Here is a 20,216-nt window from a genome sequence, read left to right as displayed (position 1 = left end):
TTATATTGAAGGTTTTAATGAAGCCTATAGATATGATTGCATGGTTTGATAAGGAAGGAAACGTAAATCCCTTGCGATATAGAGTCAAAGGGAAAGAGGGGGAATATAAGGTTGTAAAGGTGCAAAAGGTTATTTCTAAAGAGGAGGAACGTTTAGCGGGAAATCCGATGCTTATTATTAGGTGTCAAAGTGTGGTAGGAAATTATGAAAAGTTGTATGAGCTTAAATATGACTTTAAAGGTAAGTGGTATTTGTATAAGATATAAAAAAATAACCCAGTGTAAACAGAAGTTTTCACTGGGTTATATAGGGGAATAAATGCTATTTATCTTTAGGAACTTGTGTTAATTAAAGTTAATAGTTCAACTTAGTTAAGTTATCAAAAAAAGATATGACATATATGCCACATCTTAAATTTATATTTACTATTATGGCAGGGGAGACAGGACTTGAACCCGCAACCAATGGTTTTGGAGACCACTACTCTACCAATTGAGCTACTCCCCTGCAACAATGAATATTATATAATAGAATCTAGAATTTTGCAAGGGATTTTTATTATTTTTTTGAAAGTACTTATAGCTATTAATTTTAAAGGAATATAGTAGGCTTGTCTAGAATAATAATTAAGAGCAAAGGAGGAGAACTATGATACCGAAAAAATTGCAAAAGGGCGATGAGGTTAGAGTTATCTCACCGGCTAGTAGTCTTAAGGTGATAGCTCCAGAACAAAGGGAATTAGCTATAAAAAGATTAAATAAATTAGGGTTAAATGTTACCTTTTCTAAAAATGCGGAAGAAATGGATGACTTTATGTCTTCATCTATTAAATCTAGAATTGATGATTTACATAATGCTTTTAAAGATAAAAATGTAAAAGGTATACTAACAACATTGGGTGGATACAACTGTAATCAGTTATTAAAGTATATCGATTATTCGTTGATAAAAGATAATCCTAAAGTGTTATGTGGCTTTTCTGACATAACAGCACTCAGCAATGCTATATACCATAAAACAGGTTTGGTGGGATACTCAGGACCACATTTTTCATCTTTAGGCATGCTTAAGGGGATTGACTATACTGTAGAAAATTTCGAAAAATGTCTTATGAAAGAAAATTCCTTTGAGTTAGTTCCCAGCAGTTACTGGAGTGATGATTTATGGTTTATGGATCAACAGAACCGAAAATTTAGAGAGAGCCGTGGATTTAAAATAGTTAATACAGGAGAGGCAGAAGGAGTAGTTGTAGGAGGAAATCTCTGTACTTTTAACTTATTGCATGGTACGGAATTCATGCCTGATTTAACTGATAAAATTATATTTATTGAAGATGATTATGAAACTAACCCCCAAATTTTTGATAGAGACTTGCAATCCATAATACACCAACCTAATTTTGACAAAGTACGAGGACTTATTATTGGACGCTTTGAAAGAAGGTCTCGTTTTACAACTGATTTACTGCAAAAAAGTATTAAAAGTAAAAAAGAGTTGAAGGGTATACCAATAATAGCAGACGTTGATATAAGTCACACGACACCCAGAGCTACCATGCCAATTGGTGGTAAAGTTAAAATGAAGGCTGATGATAATAAAGCAATAATAGAAATTTTAGATCACTAATATTAGAACTCAATGATTAAGTTTTTATAAAGATGCTGTCTTAAATTATCCTAAAAGATGATTAAGACAGCATCTTTATTGTTATAAAAAATAACTTTATAAATCCTGCAAAGTGAATTGTGACAAAACAGGAAGTAGTTTTCCTTAATACACGTTCTAAATTTTAAAGTTTGATTATTTAGTAACAAATTTGTTAATTGCTGTAATTTTAATATTGTCATATAAATGTAAACAAGCAATTTCACTAAATTAAACCATGGTTTGTTATATGTCCATTGTCTTTCATGAAATTTTATGCATTGACAATTCCACTAAACTCTCTATAATTAATATTTGTTCTGCTTTTTGTGTTTACAAATTCAACAAACATTACTTTTAAAGCAAATTGCAAAATTTGTAAGCAAAGAATTGCACAATAAATTTAATACAAGGGGAGGAAATATCATGAAATCATCAACAGGCAATCAAAAACCTAAGCAAAACTGGGGAGATAAATTTCTAAATGTAGTAGAAAAAACCGGTAACAAATTACCCCATCCTGTTACTCTGTTTTTTATTTTTGCTGCCACAGTTCTAGTTTTATCTTTTGTATTAAGCGCGTTTGACGTATCAGCACAACATCCAGACCCTGATATTGAAGAACCAATTAAGGTAATAAACCTTCTATCTAGGGAAGGAATTAGGGATATCCTAACTGGAGCTGTAGGTAACTTCACAGGGTTTGCTCCATTAGGTGTTGTTTTAGTGGCAATGCTAGGTGTAGGAGTTGCAGAAAGATCTGGACTTATTGCTGCGATGCTTAAAAAGATTGTTATGGGAGCACCAGATAAGTTAGTTACTGCTGTTGTTGTATTTGCAGGAGTTATGTCTTCGATGGCATCAGATGCAGGATACGTAGTATTAGTACCTCTTGGTGCTGTAATATTTTTAGCAAAAGGAAGGCATCCTATCGCCGGATTGGCAGCTGCTTTTGCTGGAGTGTCTGGTGGATTTAGTTCAAACTTAATCATTACAATGATCGACCCTCTATTGGGTGGATTTACTCAGGAAGCAGCCCGTATGTTTGACGCAACATATTCTGTTACGCCAGCTGCAAACCTTTACTTCATGATGGCTTCAACTGTGTTAATTACTTGTATAGGTGTGCTTATAACTGAGAAAGTGGTAGAACCTAGACTAGGGACATATACTGGCTCATATAAACAAGACCTTGAACCTATAACTCCAAGAGAAATAAAAAGTTTGAAGATTGCTTTACTAGCTCTTATTGGTTTTATAGCAGTTGTGGCGTTAATGACAATTCCAGAAACAGGTATATTAAGAACTGATGAAGGGGCTCTATTAGATGATCCAGCATCACCGTTTATAGGAGCTATGATACCACTGATTTCAGCATCATTTTTCATCCCGGGACTTGCTTATGGTATCAGTGCTGGAACCATAAGAAAGGATAAAGATGTAGCTAAGTTTATGGAAGAAACAATGTCTACAATGGGTGGATATATCGTATTAGCCTTTGCTGCAGCTCAGTTTGTTGCATATTTCGAATGGTCAAACATTGGACTTATTTTAGCTATTAGTGGGGCTGAGTTTTTACAAGCTATTAATTTAACTGGGATACCCCTTATTTTAGCTTTTATATTTGTAAGTGGTATCATCAATCTATTTGTTGGTAGTGCTTCTGCTAAGTGGGCTATAATGGCTCCTGTGTTTGTACCCATGTTAATGACAATGGGGTATTCACCAGAGGTTGCTCAGCTTGCATACCGTATTGGAGATTCTACAACTAACATTATTTCACCACTTATGCCGTACTTCGCTATCATCGTAGCTTTCGCTCAGAAATACGATAAAAAATTGGGTATCGGTACTTTGATATCTACAATGGTGCCATACTCTATAGCATTTATGATTGCTTGGATGATTATGCTAACTATTTGGATGTTAATTGGTTTGCCAATTGGACCTGAAACTCCAGTAATTTACTAATATTAAAAGGCTGATATATATCCAAAACAAATAAAGAGAACGGTTCCTATCATCAACTTTTGATGATAGGAACCGTTTTTTACTAAATGAAACCGCTTAAGAGCAATTTGTCGCGAAAACGTATAAATTTGCTAATGCTGCTAGGGGCAGGTAGGTTAATAAAGTGGAAGGTGGAAAAAGGAAATTGAAGTTCGTTGTGTGGGTCCTGCGCCCTTGCGGGCTAGATCCTTCGGCGTGCCTCAGGATGACTTTATAATTAATAAGAGTTCCCTATTTGGTTATGGTGGTTCACATTACTAGTGTGTCTTACAGGGTCTTTCCAACATGGATGCCATATATGAAATGGCTTGGATCAAGCATGTAGCTAATCTCGTTATCGTTCTCGTGGCAAATTAAGCTTTTATGGTTTTAGTAATAACCCCTCGTAGAGGTAGGGGTTGACCCCTGTGTCAACCCATCAGCAAATGGCTAGCCATTATGGTAATGACCACCAAAAACAACCACAGCCAGTGGTCAATTAGGGGCCGGTGCTTTGCTTATGGTTTCAATGTTAAAGAAAGGTCGTGCAAAAAAACGTTTAAAAGCAATTTGCCGCGAAATCGTATAAATATGCTTATTCTGCTGGGGGCAGGTAGGTTAATAAAGTAGAAAGTGGAGTTCGTTTTGTGGGTCTTGCGCTCTTATGAGCTAGATCCTTCGGTGTTCCTCAGGATGACTTTTCAATTAATGAAAGTTCCCTATTTGATTATAGTGGTTCACATTACTAGTGTGTCTTACAGGGGCTTTCCAATATGGATGACATATATGAAAGGGCTTGGATCAAGCATGTAGATTGTTTTGTCATGTTTACCGTGTATTGGTTCTGCGTTAGGGGCAGTGGAATGTTGGACAGGAGATCAAGGCGACTTGGTCTGCCTAGCAGAATTTACTTTTGCTAACTACTAGCTACTAACTACTAACTGTATCGCGATATATCATATTCAACTGCTAATTGCAGGATTTGTGCTTTGTAAGTTGAAGTATATTATATTAACTAATTTTAATGGATAGATGAGGTGTGTTAAATTGGCAGATTACAAAGTTGTTATATCTTCTCTTGATGACTTAGCAAGTGCTGAGCGGTTGCGAGATTTTTATAAACTACAAAAAAAGAAAAAGCATCCTATATATTACTTACTTCCTTCAGTTAAGTGGTTAAATGCTGCGCGGAAAAGGCAACCCCAAATGGCATTTAAAACCTTTGATGATGTGGCGGAATTAATTCTGCGCAAGTCAAATGCCAGCTATTTATCGGTATCTGAAAGTGAGCGTATGCTTTTTTTTCAACAGCTTGTTTCAGGTGATAACAAAGGGGAGAAAGAAGATTTATATAAAGGTAAGGCATATGCACAGACTTATGGTCAGCTTAAAAGATTAGGCTTAAAAATAGATGATCTACCTAAAAGCTTACTCAATATTAAGCCTATACTTAAAGAGTATGAAGATAAGTGGGTTGAAGATAAAGGGCTGTTAGATCCAGAAAACAGAATTCATAAAGCCGTTAGTTTATCAGAAAAAGAGCAGCTGCCTATTAGTCACGTGGTTATAGATGGGTATATGGACTTTAGTCCGTTACAGTACTTATTGCTACGCTGTTTGTATAGCCAGGGGATACCTGTAACTGTATTTATTCCCGACGTCAAAGATGCGAAAATAATAGATGAAACTATAAAAAACTTGATGGATATTGGATTTTCCAAAAGGGATGAAGCATCAAGTTATTACCTCAACCCAAAAGTTTCTGTGAAAAAGGCAGCTTCTACAGAGGAAGAAATAAGAGGAGTGTTAGCAGAGATAGATGCAAAGGTTAAAAGTGGCGCTGATATTAACTATATTGGACTGTTACCAGCAGATGATAGTTATATGCCTCAAATAGAAAGGTTTTGTAAAGAGTATAACCTGCCTCTCAAAATAACCAAAAAGGCGTCTGTATCCCACTCTATGCTTTATAAAACCCTAACACTTACTCTAAGACAACAGTCATTTGCAAATAAGTGGGAAAAAGTAGCTTTAGTAGATCAGCTATTTCAGCTTCTTTTTTATGATAACCAAAAGTATTGGGAATTAAAAAAAGAGTTTATGAGTAACGGTACTTTACCAGAGGATGTTGAGGAAAAGTTTCTTCGTTGTGTGAGTTTTAGGCAGAGCCTATCTAGCAAGGTCTCGCTGGTAGAGAGGATAGGCGCCCTTTTAAGCTTTTTAGATGAGCTAGAGTTGTCGAAATCTTGGCGTGAGAACCTTAAATGTGGGGTAGATACCAAGAAAGGGCAACAGATAAGACTAGAATGGGCCGTGTTTGACGCGTTAAAAGGTTTACTAGAGGATAAGAAAGAAAGCTTAGAAGGTCAGGGTCTTGTTGATCTTACTATCAATCACAACCTATTTTCTGAATGGCTTGATGAGTTAATAAAAAGTAAAAGCATATATATCCAAAGAAGGCCTGCAGTTGGTCTATCTTTACACTCCTTTAGGGATACCGCTCTCTTTGAAGGTGATACTCTGTATGTACTGGGAATGAATGAAGGTACCTTTCCAAGCCTACATAAGTTAGGGGGGTATTTTCAGGAAAGTGATTTAAAGGAGCTACCAATACCTTATGGAATGCCCAATTCAGCTACATTTAGAAAAAAAGATGCAGCTCTATTTTTGCAACTGTTTTATAAGGCTAGTAATTTAACTTTTTCATATGTGTCAGGGTGCGATCCAGAGCATGAATATCTTCCTTCTCCTTTTATCGAAGAATATTGTAGTAAACAAAAAGATCAGTATCTTTCTGCAGAAAAAAGGTATAACAAAAAGGAAGTAATTACAAATCTAGAGGCAGTTGAACAATCTGCATACATGATGGGTGTGGGAAAAGATGTTAAAAAGGGTGCTAAGCATCTTTATGAGCACCTTGGTTTTATTAAACGCTTAGAAAAAGGGGTAGAGGAAGTAGAGCAAAAGTGGACACAAGGACTTATAAAAGAGGAGATTCCCGTTACCTCTTTGGAGAGATACGTCTCCTGCCCTTTTAGATATGGGTTAGAAACATTGCTACAAGTCAAAGAGCCAGATAAAAAACAGGATAAACTTGACCCAATGCAAACAGGGTCGATGTTGCACAGGGTAATAGAGAGATTTTATAAAAGTATAGACGCCATAGGTAAGCCTTTTGGAAGTTTAACGGAGGAAGTTAAGCTTGATGGCGAAGGTATTTTGATGGATATTTTCGAGCAGGAATGGGCAAAAATCGTTAACGCCCATTATGAGTTGACGGATTTAGATTTGGAGCTAGAAAAAGAGCGCTGGCAAAAAAAGCTCAGCAAGTGGTGGAAGGCTGAGCTTATGATGTTTTGGAATAACGATAAAATTAAGGATATGAAATTACACAGCCTAGAACAGCCTTTGACCATTCATTTGGAGGTTGACTCAGAAAATACCGTTGTGCTAACTGGCAAAGTTGACAGACTAGATATTGACGATAATGGGTTTGTAATTTATGACTATAAGTCCTCTACTGTTAGGTTTAACTTTGAAAAAGACGTAGCCTGTGGACTTAAGTTGCAGCTGCCGTTATATATGCTAGCTATAGAGGAAAGGCTTGAAAAAACAGCTTATGGGGCAGCTTATATTTCTTTAAAAGAGCCTCACAAACGGGCGACAAATAGTGTTTGGCAAAGTGAACATGCTCAAAGGGGCTCAAAATTTAAGGCAAGTTCAGCTGCAAACAAAGAGGAATGTTTAAACTCAGATGTACTTTTTGATAAATATAATCTTACCGCTAGGATAGGGGAATTATTTGAAAAAATAAGGTATGACTATTCTGTGACTCCACTTAAATGCTATGGAGGGTGCCCCTATAATATAGTGTGTCGCGTAACCGATGAATTAATTGAAGAAGCAGAGGGGGAGTGGAAATGAATTTTAACCCTGAACAAAAAGAAGCCATTTACAGCGAAAATCCTTTGATACTTATTTCAGCTGGAGCGGGCTCTGGTAAAACCCGTGTGCTAACTGAAAGGTTTTTAAATATATGCCAGCAAAAACTAAACGAATTTTTAGAGGGGTCAACTTCTGATATAGGTGCTACGGTAAAAGAAATAGTGGCCATTACCTTTACGGAAAAGGCAGCTAGAGAAATGAAGGAAAGAATCAGAGGGGAACTAAATAAAAAGTTAGAAGAGCTAGACAAGCTAGAGGATGAAAAGAATGTAAATATAGCTAAAAAGTTTTGGCAACAACAAAAGGAAGACTTAGATAACGCTTATATAACAACTTTTCATAGTTTTTGTCATAAGCTGCTAACTAGGTTTGCTTTTAAAGCTGACTTGCCTCCCACATTTACCATGCTAGATGATATAGACTCCACCTTGCTTCAAAGCGAGTGTTTAGATGAAATGTTTGCTGATAAAACAAACTACTATAAATGGAAGGATGCTTTTATTTACTACTCAAAAGAGCAGCTAAAAAGAGCTATAAATTCCGTATATGCACAGATATGTGAAGCGCCAGAGCAAATCGATATAAAAACTTTTTTTGAAGCGGAAGAGATCTTAGCTCTGCAACAAGATTTATTAGTAAAACAAAAGGCTTCATTACTTGAAAAGTTTTATCAGTCGGCTCAGCCATGTGTAGAAGAATTTCCCTCATCTAGTGAGTTAAAGGGTAAGTTACAGGAGTATGTGGAAAATATATCTAATCATTTTGGAAAAGTTGACCTTAACAACATAGATTATGATGAGTGTTATGAGTTGTTGCAGGAGGTAATGCCTAAAAGGAAGGTAAGTAGCTGGGAGGATAAATGCCCTGCTTTGTTTGAGCTATATGTAGATATCTATAACCCCTTAAAACAAAAATGGAAAAACATACCTGATTTTCCCACAGAGAAAAGAGAGCAGTTTCTAAGTATTATTAGTTGCTTTGCAGAAATGCTTTGTACTTTTGATGAAAAATATACAAAGAAAAAGATAGAAAAAGGAGCTTTGGATTTTTCTGACTTACAAAAAAAGGCCATCAATTTATTAGAAAACGAGGATGTTAGGGCAACTTGCAGGCAGGAATTTAAGCATTTTATGGTTGATGAATTTCAAGATACAAATAAACTACAGATGAAGATGTTAGACTATATCCAGCCTAGATTTCAGTTTATCGTAGGTGATGAAAAGCAGTCTATTTATAGATTTAGAGGTGCTGACGTAACGGTAATGAGAGGATTGCAAAATAAGGTTAAGCAATCTGATGGATATATTAATATGAACAGAAATTATCGAAACTGTCATTCTATAATCGGTTTTGTAAATGCCATCTTCTCTGAGGTTATGAGAGAGTCGGAAGACAATGCTCCTTACAGCATTAACTACAGTCCTTTAGTTAGTAATCGGGATGATAAAGAGGAGCAAGAGGTAAAAGTAGAGCTTATAGAGATGACTGAAAATGACGAGGAAGAAATAGAAATAGAAATAGATGATGACTCACAGATAAGCGAAGTAGATTGTTATGACAGTGAGTTTGATATGCTAACAGAGCGTATGCTTGAAATCGCCCAAAGTAAGAAAAAGCTTGTAAGAGAAAAGGACACAGGTGTTTGGCGCAAAGCTCAATGGAGAGACTTTGCAATCTTAGTTCCGTCTAGAACAGGACTTATAGAGTTGGAAAAGTGCCTTCAAGATAAGAACATACCCTTTGTGGTACATGGTGGTATAGGTTTTTTCGCAAAACAAGAGGTAAAAGACATGCTGGCATTACTTAGGTGGATTGCAAGGCCCTGGGAATCTACCTATATTGCTGCTGTTCTGAGAAGCCCTATTATAGGTATCACGTTAGATGAGATGTTTGCCATAAAAGCATGTGGCGATGTAGATAATTGGCAAGGTTTTGCAGACTTTATTTATAATAGATGCTATTTCAATGAAAGTGGGCTAGCTACACAAACTAAGGCTAAACTAAATAAGTTTTATAATTTATTTTCTATTTTTGTACCTCTAACCCCACAGCGAGCGTTTTCGGATACCTTATATGAAGTTTTTAACAACAGCGGATTAAAACAGACCTTGCTTATGCAACCAAACTCGCTACAACTTATCAAAAACGTTGAAAAGCTAATAGAAATTATGGACGAGCAAAATCCCAGTTCTTTAGAGGAGCTTTTAGAAAAGATTGATGTTTTAGCTATGCTAGGGGACAGAGAGGGGGAGGCGGAAGCTGAGTTGCCTGAAGGGAACATGGTTCACATAATGACGGTTCATGCTTCTAAAGGTCTAGAGTTCCCCATAGTTTGCCTGCCCAGACTTAATCGCCAGTTACAAAAAGATAGCGGCTCTTTTAGATTTGACGATAAAATGAGGCTTGTTGCTAAATTTACTCAGGAAAAAAAGAATAATCCTTTTTCAGATGAAGAAATAGTTACGCCTGGGTTTAATATAGTGAAAAGCGAAAATGATATAGCAGCAGCAGAGGAAACCAAACGTTTGTTCTATGTCGCTGCTACACGAGCACGAGATTATTTAATTATGTCTGCTAAGGGCAGATTGCAAAAGAACTCTTGGTATGAGATGCTTTTAGAAAGCTTAGATACAAACCCCGGTATTTTAAAATGTATGATACGAAAAAATCAAAGTCAAGTTGTAAAACAAAGTAAATGGGAGCAGACAAAAGATGAGTTTGTTGCTCAAACAGTATCGGAAGAAAAGGTGGCGCCTTACACCTTTTCGGTTTCAGAAATTATGGACTTTATGAATGATCGGCAAAAGTATTACGAAAGTTACGTGCTTAAATTGCATCCTGATTGGTTAAGAGAGGATGAAATAAAAGCTGACGATAAAGTAAAAGCCGATGATAAACAGGATAAGTTTATTATCTCAGCTACAGATTTTGGTACGGTGGTCCATAGAGCTTGCGAACTTTATGACCAGGGGTTTGGTGAGGATGAGGCTGTGTTAGAAGCAATATCTGTTTTATTTGATGACGATGAAATCCCCACTAATATTAAAGAAATTAAATTAAGAGTGATGAAGCAGCTAGAAAATTATAAAAAGATAGAAAGTCAAATCCCCAAGGATCATATAAGTAGCGAATGGAGCTTTGCTGTTGAGATTGCTGGGGCCTATGTTATATGTGAGATTGATAAAGTTTTTGTAAAAGACGGCAAACACTCGCTAATGGATCTAAAAACTAATAAAACCATTGACACAGATAGCTATAAACCCCAAGTTACCCTTTATAAAATGGCATATGAAAAAGAGATGGGTGTAGAAGTAGAAGAGGTATCGCTATTTTTTATGAACTTCGGAGAAAAAGGAATCATCAAGTTGAAGCCAGAAGCAACTTACGAAAAAGAAGTTGAAGCAGCAATTAAAGAGATGACCCAATTATGGAGAAGTCTTGAGGAACAGTAGTTGAACAGTAGTAGAACAATAGTTGAACGATGGTTTTACTATTGTTCTACTATTGTTGTTAATATTATTTCCCGGGGAACACACGTTCGTCATGTTTCTACAGTAATCCCTTTGTTTATTAAAAAAAGCCTGTAGAAATGAGAGATATTGGTCAAATTTTGTAGCTTATAATAGCAAGGGAAAGGAAAATATAGAGTCTCAGGTCATTGTATCCTTTCTTATTTTAGAGGTAGTCCTGTCGGTAATGTAAAAAATATAAAAAAGGGTGATCTAAGTGGATGATTTAAGGGCGATTTTACAAGTAGTAACTTTTATTTTCATGTTATTTATTATCGTAAGAGTTTGGATGAATTTTGCTAATAAAGCTGGCGAGAATATAAGACGATTTCTCATAGAGCTTTGGAGAAAAATTATAAGTAAATAATAAAGTGTTATTGCCCTATAAGACAGCAGTGAAAATTTTTTTAGAGTTATTTAACAATACTAGGGGGAGATTAACTAGCTCCAAGACTGAATATTGCTATATAAAAAGAAACTAAATTCATAATATCCTATTCAGAACCGAATAACTGCTTTAATAAGTGCTTAAGCAGCTATGATAAGAAAGTTGCTGACTTATTGAAAAAGTGGATTTATAAGAATAAAAGAACAGGCGTTCTCAATCAACTAAAAAGTAGCCTTAATGGTTGCTTTTTTGTTTAGCGGGATTGTTTGATAGAAAGGAGGGAGGTTGTAAAGCCTATTTAGACTTTCATAAATTTCTCTGTTGATTGTAAACATTGTAGATGTGCGTGAATTGCTAATTTTGTGGTTTAAGATAGGTAAGTAGGTAGAAAAAAAGGAAAATTTTGAAGGATACAACGGGTTTTTGAAGAAGGTAGAATGTGAGAAAATTTAGACTCACATAAGATGAACAATACGAAGCAAGAGAAGTACATGATAAAAGAGAGGGGAGGGTTCTAGAAGATAACTCACAAGCTATCGGTAAAATTATTTCCTGGGGAACAAACGTTCGTCACAATTCTACATATATTACTCTTTTCATTAAAATTCCTATCCAGTTTATGTAGAATTAAGCGATATTGCTCAAATTTTGCAACTTAAAATGCAAAGCATAAAGAAAAAAGGAAAATGCTGAAGGGTGCAACGAATTTTCGACTAATAAGTAAATGATGCATGAAAAATTTAAGAAAATATAAGTTTATACAGCTCGGGTATGCTTGGTAGCGGTAAACAAGTTTTGGTAGGTAATTTGTAAAATGATTAGTTTTAAATCCCGATACGTTTGGTATAGGAGGTGTACAATGTTAACAAAAATTTATAAAAGGCAGTGGCACTATTTAAGGCTAGTTATGCTAAACCCACAACTTTAGTGGCGATAACTTCGATCGTATTATCAATTGCAGGTTATTTTTCTTTTTAGTAAATCAAGATATTTTGATAGAGGCATTAGATGGTCTTATGTTAAATTTCGAGGGAGTTGTAGAAGAAGTTTTAATCCATAGAGGGTTATATTTTAGCCATAGCGAATTATTTAGGGTAATCTTAATGAATAATTTAAGGGTATCTGCCTTCATGGTGTTGCTAGGCTTTATACCGTTAATTGTGCTACCAGCTGGCAGCAGTGTTATAAGTACTATGTCTGTTAGTAACTTTTGTTATTGCATAGAAATAACTCTGGCTTTACTTCAGTAATCTGAGAGACAGGTATTACATTTACAGGCATTGCAAGAGGAGATAACGAGGAATATTGACTTTTTCCAGAAGTAACCAGGGCTCAAGTAAATATTACACCTGCAACTGAGTCTATTTATACAAGTGAAAGAGAGCAAGCTAAAGCTGCTGTTACTCTATTTTTAGATGGCGTTTCTCTTTCTTCGAATCAAGTCCCAGTAAATCTTTATTGTTCGGACTTATATCTTTTTAATACTCAAGTTGATGGCATACTATTATTACATGAACACTTTTTATAAGTAGACGCTATCAAAAATCAAAAATAGAGCAATCATAGTTTGCGAATTACAACCTCTAAATTTCAATATTTAAAATTTAGCAAGTAGCAATTATTTTATAAAAACACAAAATAATTTTAATAAATATGCTAATTCTAATAAAGAGAAAATTTGAGCTTATTTTTAATTTAGAAGTATTAAGAAACAGAGGATATAAAAACAAAAATTTTAAAACAAATATTGTTTTTTATATTTAGCAATTTGCAACTGAAACAACACATGATTTTGGCCCCAAATTTTCATAATGATGCTAAGTAGATGTTTTTGTGTTACAAAGTTTGATTTTATAGCTGCGGTTAAATTTTCGGCTTTTGGGGATTAAAACGAAGCTTTATTTTGCGATATAAGACGTTTTTTAAAAAACAACAGGGTATTTACATGCAGCTATATCCAAAAATCATTCTAAAGGCAATTGAACAGCTGTGAGTGAAAATAGTTGATTTTTGGGGAAAATAGAGGTCTATTTGGGACTGATTTAACTGAAATAGGGGGTAAATGTAAATTTAGAGGAAAGGTGTCGCTTTGTGGAGGTTGTATATTTTATTTTCTCCTAGTTTACATAATGTATATTATCGGACGCAAAAGAAAAAGAGCCTAAAAAGCGGCTCAATCTCAAATGTTGACATTTGTAGATGTTTTGAGATGTAAGAAATTATTCAGTAGGTTCGTTTGATTGTTTTGTGTCTTCTTCTGGATCATCATTATGCCAATAATGATTGACCAAATCAAAAACTTCCGGATGATAAATGTTAGATTTATATATGCTGTACTTGTCTTTGTGATTGTTATTATATCCAGGTATTTTAGGCATGATTTATTAACCCCTTTCTTATCTAATGATATTGTTTGAATTACTCGCTAAAATAATGCATATATTTTGTTCCAAAAACAATAAAAAGATCCTAGTTATACTTATTACTAAGTAATCACTAGGATCTTTTATTGCAAGCTAATTTACTCTCGCTTTTCTTCTTGTTCTAATTTATATTTTTGGTAACGTCTATGCACTGTGGCCTTGGAAATATCATACCCAAATCCTTTAAGAGTTGCAGCTATTTCTTCAAAAGTTAGTTTAAGGCCTTTTAATCTTACGATTTCTTCAATGGGAACTTTTTTTTGAGGCCTCCCTCCCCCAACGGTATTTCCAAAATTTTTGCTGGGGTCATATCCGCTTTCAATGGCTCTTCTAACACCTCTTTTGATTTTAGTATTTGTCAATCTTCTTTGGTATTCTTCAACTAAGGCTAATATTTCTAATACCATACCTTCCATTTCATTTATCTGTAACGGACCGTGGTTGTCTACAGATATTACTTTACCACCCCATTTATCTAGTTGATGCAAAATTGCTATTTTAGCGGCTCCTCGACCCAAACGACTTTCATCTTGAACAATCAGATATTTGGCTTTGTGATTCTTTATCATTTCCATAGCTAATAGCAAACCTTCTCTTACTTGTTCAAAACCACTTACCTTTTCTTCAACGATTTTTACCACTTTTAAGTTTTGTTTGCTACAATATTTTTTTAATTCTTCCACTTGTCTTGATAGGCTAGTTTGCTGAACATCATTTTCTGTACTTACTCTAGCATAAATAATAGCTTCCATTACATCAGCCCCAATATTAAATTTAAAGGAACCGCCAACCAGGCTCCTAATTTCTAGTAATAGCTAGCAGGGTTAACTGGACTACCATTAACTCTCACTTCATAGTGTAAATGATTTCCTGTGGCTCTACCAGTTCTTCCCATAAATCCAATAACTTCTCCTTTACCTACAGTTTGCCCTGGCCGTACTGATATTCTTGAGAGATGAGCATAATATGTAGAATATCCATACCCATGATCTATAATTATTAGATTTCCATATGCACCAGCATAAGAAGCGGATGCAACAACCCCATTTGCAGTTGCTAGGATAGGAGTCCCAGCTGAATTTGCAAGGTCAACTCCTGTATGGTGCTGTCTACCACCAGTTACTGGGTTTCTTCTATATCCAAAAGGTGATGTTACTCTTCCGGTAGTGGGTCTAATAGATGGTGTGTGGGCCAGACGTTTTTCAATCTCTTGCTGTCTTCTCTGTTCTTCTTTTATGTCATCAACCATATTTTCCATTATCTCTTGATTAGATGAGAGTGAATTGTTTAAAAAGACTAGAGAGCTATGAGCTCTGTCGATTAGTGTAGCGCCACGACTTTCTGTGTACAGCGTTGAGTCTTGTTTTTGCTTTTTTTGCTGTTCCAACTCAATATTGCTATATTGATTAACTTGTGTCTTAAATTCGTTTACAGACTCTAGCTCATCAAGAATAGTTTCTGTTTGTTGAACTAACCTTTCTATCTCAATATTTTTATCATAGTTAACTGTTCTCAAATGATGAAGTTCATTCATATAGGCTGCCATTTCGATGTATTTAGCAAAAAAGGCAATAAAACCAATTAACACAATTAAAATTATAATACCTATACACTGAATAGCAATTAACGACAAGTCGATTTTTAACGGTTTAGTAATGTTATTTTGGAAAAATAAAAAGGTAAATTTATTTCTTTGTTTATTCAAAGGCAATCAATATCACCACGCTTATATTTAAATAATTACCATTTTTTATATTCCACATTAGAATTAAAAAACCTCTTTTTATATATATTTTTTTAATTCTTGCTTTCGAACTAATGTTTGCACAAAAAATTACCAAGTGTTATAATTGATATAAAGGAGCTTGGAGGTGAGTATATGGAAAATTTAACTACTAGACAAAAAGAAGTTTTTGAGTTTATTTATAAGATGGTGAAGGAAAAAGGATATCCTCCTTCTGTACGTGAAATTGGATTGGCAGTAGGGTTAAAGTCTAGCTCAACAGTACACTCTCATTTGGCGAAGTTAGAGCAAAAAGGATACATAAAAAAAGATGCTACTAAACCTAGAGCAATAGAAATCTTGGCCAACTTTTCAGAAAATAATTTCGATGATGAAGTCAACTATAGACCAAGTTTTGCCCCAATAGTTGGAGATGTCACAGCAGGGGAACCTATCTTAGCAGAAGAAAAAATTGAAGGTTACTTTCCTCTGCCCCCCAGTTTTTCTCATGATTCTGATAATTTGTTTGCCCTATCAATCAAAGGAGATAGTATGATAAATGCAGGCATTTATGATGGTGATCTAGTTCTTGTAAGACAAACCAATACTGCTAAAAATGGAGAAATTGTTGTTGCTTTACTCGATAATGAAGCCACTGTTAAGAGGTTTTACAAAGATAAAGACTGTATTAGACTGCAGCCTGAAAATGATTTTTATGAACCCATTCTTGTAAAAGAGGCTTTAATCTTAGGGAAAGTAACCGGCCTTTTTAGAAAGTTCTAGTTTAATAACCAACAAATATTAACTTAAAAATCTAACTTAAATTAACAAGGGATTAGTTATTTAACAATAAATTTGATTAGTTAATAATATACGTTTAAATATAACAAAATTATTATGGTATACATATCATCCTACTTTTAATATCTAACAAGAAAAGGCTATGGGCTAAACGCCAGTAGCCTTTTCTTGTGTTACCTCAGTACATCCTTCTAAATTAGGGGTTCCTACATTGGAAGAAGACAACAACCTAGAAAAAACATTATGGCGATCTAAATTCTTAATTATACAAACGAATAAAGTAGCTACATGCTTGGCCAGTCATAGAATATGGGGATAACTTTTAATTGTATCCCCTACTAGCCTTTGATTAGTAAGATTAGACTTTTTATGACGCCTAAATATCTTATAGAACCCATACTTGGCAGTGATAGAAGGACAATAAGTTAAAAAAGAAAGATGCAGTTAAGCTTCTCTCTCTTTTCATAGTAAAGAAACAAATTTATTTCCTTTCAGGTAAAAACGCCATAGATTATCTTTGTATTCCTGTGCATAGTCTATATTTATCCTTTTAGCTGCAGCGATATCCAAATTTACCTGATTACCCTTATCTTCTGTTATATATAAAGCAGTACCATTTACTAAGTTATATCCGTTTAAACTCATGTCAATTTGTAAAGCTTGACAAAGCTTACCTGGGCCATTTGTCAATTTTTTAATATCACTGATATTAACTTTTCTATTATATTTCATAATTTCTTTACCTTCTAACGGCTCTACGGCCCTAATCAATACTGCTTCTGGTTTATCAATAGGACCAGTCACTACATTTAAACAATGGTGTAACCCATATATAAGATATATATATGCTAATCCACCTTCTAAAAACATATTTTCAGTTCTATTGGTTCGTTTATTATTATAAGCATGACACGCCTTATCTTCGGGCCCGATATAAGCTTCTGTTTCTACAATTCTGCTTACTAAAACTTTATTATCATTAACTCTTCTAACTAATTTTTTCCCTATAAGGTTTTTAGCTACATATAATGCGCTTTTTGTATAAAAGCTTTCACCTAATTGCAACTGTCTGCCCTCCTTACTTAAGTAACTTTAGACAATTATACTGTTCTACAGCATAGCAGTGTTTTTATAAAGTCCACGAACTGTCTAGGCCATTTAGCAGTCTTATCTACGTCTCTAATAACTCATCAAAAGCCATAGCAGCAGCAATTTTCCCATGTTCAAAAGATAAAGAACCTTGTACAAAAACTGTATAAGGGGGTTTTATGGGTGCATCAGCACTAAGTTCAATGGATGATCCTTGAATAAAAGTACCGGCTGCCATTATCACTGGGTCTTGATATCCAGGCAAATAATCAGGTATAGGAGAAACAAAAGAGTTAATAGGTGAGTGCTTTTGAATCCCTCTACAAAAAGATAATAACTTATCTTTATCTTTAAAAGTTACAGTTTGTACAATATCATATCTAAAGCTATTGAAGTTAGGAGTAGCTTCAAATCCAAGTTTCTGTGCTAAAAAACTTATAAACACAGCTGTTTTTAGACTATCAGAGACTATTTTAGGACTTTTGAAAAAGCCTTGATAAAAGTCCAAATTATTTTGCAAGGAAGCTCCAATATCACTTCCTAAGCCAGCTGCTGTTAAACTTTCTGCTACCTTTTCTATGTATTCTTTTTTCCCTACAACATAGCCGCCTGTCTTGGCTAAGCCTCCCCCGGGATTTTTTGTAAGACTACCCGCAACTACATCAGCTCCTACCTCTGCAGGTTCTCTACCTTCCACAAACTCTCCATAGCAATTATCTACAAATACAATCAAGTCTTTTTTAATTCTTTTAATATATCTTACTAAGGCTTCAACTTCAGCTACTGCAATAGAACTTCTTAATGAATAACCTTTAGAGCGCTGAACTCCTATCACCTTTGTTTTAGGAGTTATGGCTTTTTCTATTTGTTCAAAATCTAACTCCATATTATTCTTTAGTTCTACTGAACTATACGTTACCCCTTTTGAAATCAAAGAATTAGCATGAGGATTTATGCCGATTACTTTTTCTAATGTGTCATAAGGATCTCCAGTTACATAAAGTAATTCATCTCCTCTGGATAGCAGAGCATTTAAGCAACAAGAAAGACAGTGAGTACCCGATACAAATTGAGATCTTACTAATCCTTTTTCCCCTCCAAAAACAGTGGCATAAATATCATCTAATCCATCTCTCCCTAAGTCTCCATATCCATAACCTGTAGATCCTAATAAATGGTTTTCTGTTATCTTATGTTTCTGAAATGCTTTTAAAACTTTATGCTGATTATTTTCTAAGTTTTCATCTATGTTATCATATACTTTTTTTAAGTAATTGTTGGAATCTCTTATTAAAAAACGAAGTTTATTATTTTTAATTTCATCTACCCAACTGTGCAAGTTAAACCCTCCATTAAATTTAGTTTATATATTATTATAACATAGGATAATGGCTAAGTTTAATATTTTCTCTAATTTCGGGTTACCCCTGAAGCGGTTTTATTACAAATTGGACATGTTCTACTAGTGTTAGCTTTTAATCGTAATAGGGCTTTCCCTTGGTTGTACCCTTGTTTTTCCCCTTGCTTTAAACCCATTCTCCGTCCTACACTATATCCAATTAAAAAGACGGTATTAAGCATTAAAAAGGTTAAAATCACTTTGCCCATCATTTGCTCGCCTCCTATAGTAGTAATAGCACTGCAATAGCACATATGCCACAAGAGCAACTACAGTATACAAAAAATTTAAGTAAAGTAATATTAACAAACAGTTTACTGAAAGAAGTGATATTTCTATAACGCCATACTTTTTAGCATAGTTATTGTCAAATTTATCGATAGGTAGATCAAGCAAGTCATCGGTTAATTGAATAAACATCATCAAAATTAGATAAAAAATAAAATTTAAGAACCCAAAAACAAAGCACCCAGCAATTGTTATTACTGTCAATTCAATTAGGCCATTTAAATTATAAGCATATTTTATTTTCAAGTTTGGAATCATCCCAATCCCATATGCTGCCCATAAAAGACAAATTGCTAACTCAGCATATATTAGCGTAGCACAGCTAAATAGAACCAAAAAATACGGGAAATTATCTTTATCAGCATCACCATCGACAAAGTCATCTAGATATTTTATAACTATACCTGTAAAGATATAAACTAATAGTAAGCTAAAGAATTTTATTAACATAGTAAGACACCTCCTTAAACCCTTTGCCTTCTTTTGCAGAAATTGGTATAACTATTGCGTTTTTAAAATCATTTTTTACTTTTGAAAGGGCCATTTCAGAACTTAATAAATCAATTTTATTAGCAAGAACAAGATAATACCCTAATTCACTTCCAAAACCATATATTTCTTCATCAACCGGTGACATTTTTGTGTAATTATGACTATCTACCACATGAAATAATGCGTCACTATTATTATAATGGCTAATTGCTTGAGCGATACCAGCTCTAACTATTTTGTCTGAGTGGATTTCTGAAGTGATTCCGCATGAATCCATCATTGAAAGTTCAATATATCCTTTTCCTTTTTTTATTGGGATTTTAAAGTCATATATGCTTTTGGTGGAATTAGGTTTGTCATCGATTAATAACTTTTTACAGTCTCTTATTGACAGTTTTCGTTTATGACTTATCCCATTTGTTGATTTCATTATATATATTAAATTTTTTACATTATAGTGTTGGGCCAAATTTAGAACAAACATCGTCTTTCCAACATTTGGTTTTCCAGTCACTAGCACTTTCAA

General features: G+C 34.5%; 16 protein-coding genes, 1 tRNA gene and 1 pseudogene. 9 read left to right on the top strand and 9 right to left on the bottom strand.

Annotation, left to right across the window (positions count from 1 at the left end; all coding sequences use genetic code 11):
• Nucleotides 1-5 precede the first annotated feature (5 nt).
• A complete protein-coding gene (locus PRVXT_RS07640; RefSeq protein ID WP_350345064.1) occupies nucleotides 6-266 on the top strand; it encodes a hypothetical protein in 261 nt (86 codons plus the stop codon).
• 165 nt (nucleotides 267-431) lie between these two features.
• On the opposite strand, the gene PRVXT_RS07635 is transcribed toward PRVXT_RS07640, so the two are convergent.
• Nucleotides 432-507, bottom strand: a tRNA-Trp gene (locus tag PRVXT_RS07635).
• Nucleotides 508-648: 141 nt separating this feature from the next.
• Here PRVXT_RS07635 and PRVXT_RS07630 point away from each other — a divergent pair.
• From PRVXT_RS07630 to PRVXT_RS07600, 7 genes and pseudogenes are all read left to right on the top strand, one after another.
• A complete protein-coding gene (locus PRVXT_RS07630; RefSeq protein WP_350345063.1) occupies nucleotides 649-1,626 on the top strand; it encodes a S66 family peptidase in 978 nt (325 codons plus the stop codon).
• Nucleotides 1,627-2,070: 444 nt separating this feature from the next.
• On the top strand, nucleotides 2,071-3,615 hold the full coding sequence (locus PRVXT_RS07625) for an AbgT family transporter (protein WP_350345062.1): 1,545 nt from the start codon (nucleotides 2,071-2,073) through the stop codon (nucleotides 3,613-3,615).
• Between the two features lie 1,065 nt (nucleotides 3,616-4,680).
• Nucleotides 4,681-7,557, top strand: coding sequence for a PD-(D/E)XK nuclease family protein (locus PRVXT_RS07620; RefSeq protein WP_350345061.1), 2,877 nt, complete (start codon nucleotides 4,681-4,683; stop codon nucleotides 7,555-7,557).
• Nucleotides 7,554-11,030 (top strand): UvrD-helicase domain-containing protein, encoded by a 3,477-nt coding sequence (locus PRVXT_RS07615; RefSeq protein WP_350345060.1) that lies wholly within the window; start codon nucleotides 7,554-7,556, stop codon nucleotides 11,028-11,030. The genes PRVXT_RS07620 and PRVXT_RS07615 overlap by 4 nt, the downstream gene beginning before the upstream one ends.
• A gap of 274 nt (nucleotides 11,031-11,304) precedes the next feature.
• The gene (locus tag PRVXT_RS07610; RefSeq protein WP_350345059.1) at nucleotides 11,305-11,454 is read left to right on the top strand and encodes a hypothetical protein; all 150 of its coding nucleotides are present in this window, start codon (nucleotides 11,305-11,307) and stop codon (nucleotides 11,452-11,454) included.
• 1,013 nt (nucleotides 11,455-12,467) lie between these two features.
• Nucleotides 12,468-12,725, top strand: a complete 258-nt coding sequence (locus PRVXT_RS07605; RefSeq protein WP_350345058.1) for a hypothetical protein — start codon at nucleotides 12,468-12,470, stop codon at nucleotides 12,723-12,725.
• Nucleotides 12,726-12,799: 74 nt separating this feature from the next.
• Nucleotides 12,800-13,003: pseudogene (locus PRVXT_RS07600) on the top strand (hypothetical protein); the annotation flags it as partial.
• 691 nt (nucleotides 13,004-13,694) lie between these two features.
• On the opposite strand, the gene PRVXT_RS07595 reads toward PRVXT_RS07600, so the two are convergent.
• The 3 genes from PRVXT_RS07595 to PRVXT_RS07585 all read right to left on the bottom strand — a co-directional run bounded on the left by PRVXT_RS07595 (nucleotide 13,695) and on the right by PRVXT_RS07585 (nucleotide 15,603).
• Nucleotides 13,695-13,853 (bottom strand): hypothetical protein, encoded by a 159-nt coding sequence (locus PRVXT_RS07595; RefSeq protein WP_350345057.1) that lies wholly within the window; start codon nucleotides 13,851-13,853, stop codon nucleotides 13,695-13,697.
• A 143-nt stretch (nucleotides 13,854-13,996) separates the two neighbouring features.
• Nucleotides 13,997-14,650, bottom strand: coding sequence for a YneB family resolvase-like protein (locus PRVXT_RS07590; protein ID WP_350345056.1), 654 nt, complete (start codon nucleotides 14,648-14,650; stop codon nucleotides 13,997-13,999).
• Nucleotides 14,651-14,703: 53 nt separating this feature from the next.
• The gene (locus PRVXT_RS07585) at nucleotides 14,704-15,603 is read right to left on the bottom strand and encodes a peptidoglycan DD-metalloendopeptidase family protein (RefSeq protein WP_350345055.1); all 900 of its coding nucleotides are present in this window, start codon (nucleotides 15,601-15,603) and stop codon (nucleotides 14,704-14,706) included.
• 174 nt (nucleotides 15,604-15,777) lie between these two features.
• Between PRVXT_RS07585 and lexA the strand changes: the two genes are divergently transcribed.
• Nucleotides 15,778-16,404 carry a transcriptional repressor LexA gene (gene lexA, locus PRVXT_RS07580; RefSeq protein ID WP_350345054.1) on the top strand — a complete coding sequence of 209 codons (627 nt, stop codon included), beginning with the start codon at nucleotides 15,778-15,780 and terminating at the stop codon, nucleotides 16,402-16,404.
• A 480-nt stretch (nucleotides 16,405-16,884) separates the two neighbouring features.
• Here the strand turns inward: lexA and PRVXT_RS07575 are convergent, their stop codons facing one another.
• From PRVXT_RS07575 to PRVXT_RS07555, 5 genes are all read right to left on the bottom strand, one after another.
• On the bottom strand, nucleotides 16,885-17,487 hold the full coding sequence (locus PRVXT_RS07575; protein WP_350345053.1) for a DNA-3-methyladenine glycosylase: 603 nt from the start codon (nucleotides 17,485-17,487) through the stop codon (nucleotides 16,885-16,887).
• Between the two features lie 106 nt (nucleotides 17,488-17,593).
• Entirely contained in the window at nucleotides 17,594-18,850 is a 1,257-nt protein-coding gene (locus PRVXT_RS07570; protein WP_350345052.1) for an aminotransferase class I/II-fold pyridoxal phosphate-dependent enzyme, read from the bottom strand.
• Nucleotides 18,851-18,921: 71 nt separating this feature from the next.
• Entirely contained in the window at nucleotides 18,922-19,122 is a 201-nt protein-coding gene (locus PRVXT_RS07565) for a hypothetical protein (RefSeq protein WP_350345051.1), read from the bottom strand.
• Entirely contained in the window at nucleotides 19,085-19,648 is a 564-nt protein-coding gene (locus PRVXT_RS07560; protein ID WP_350345050.1) for a hypothetical protein, read from the bottom strand. The genes PRVXT_RS07565 and PRVXT_RS07560 overlap by 38 nt, the downstream gene beginning before the upstream one ends.
• Entirely contained in the window at nucleotides 19,629-20,210 is a 582-nt protein-coding gene (locus PRVXT_RS07555) for a GTPase (protein WP_350345132.1), read from the bottom strand. Before PRVXT_RS07555 ends, PRVXT_RS07560 begins: the two co-directional genes overlap by 20 nt.
• Between the last annotated feature and the right edge of the window lie 6 nt (nucleotides 20,211-20,216).

Source organism: Proteinivorax tanatarense, from assembly GCF_040267685.1.
Taxonomy (GTDB): domain Bacteria; phylum Bacillota; class Proteinivoracia; order Proteinivoracales; family Proteinivoracaceae; genus Proteinivorax; species Proteinivorax tanatarense.
Note: the sequence above shows the minus strand (reverse complement) of the source record. Positions and strands in the feature narration are given on the sequence as shown.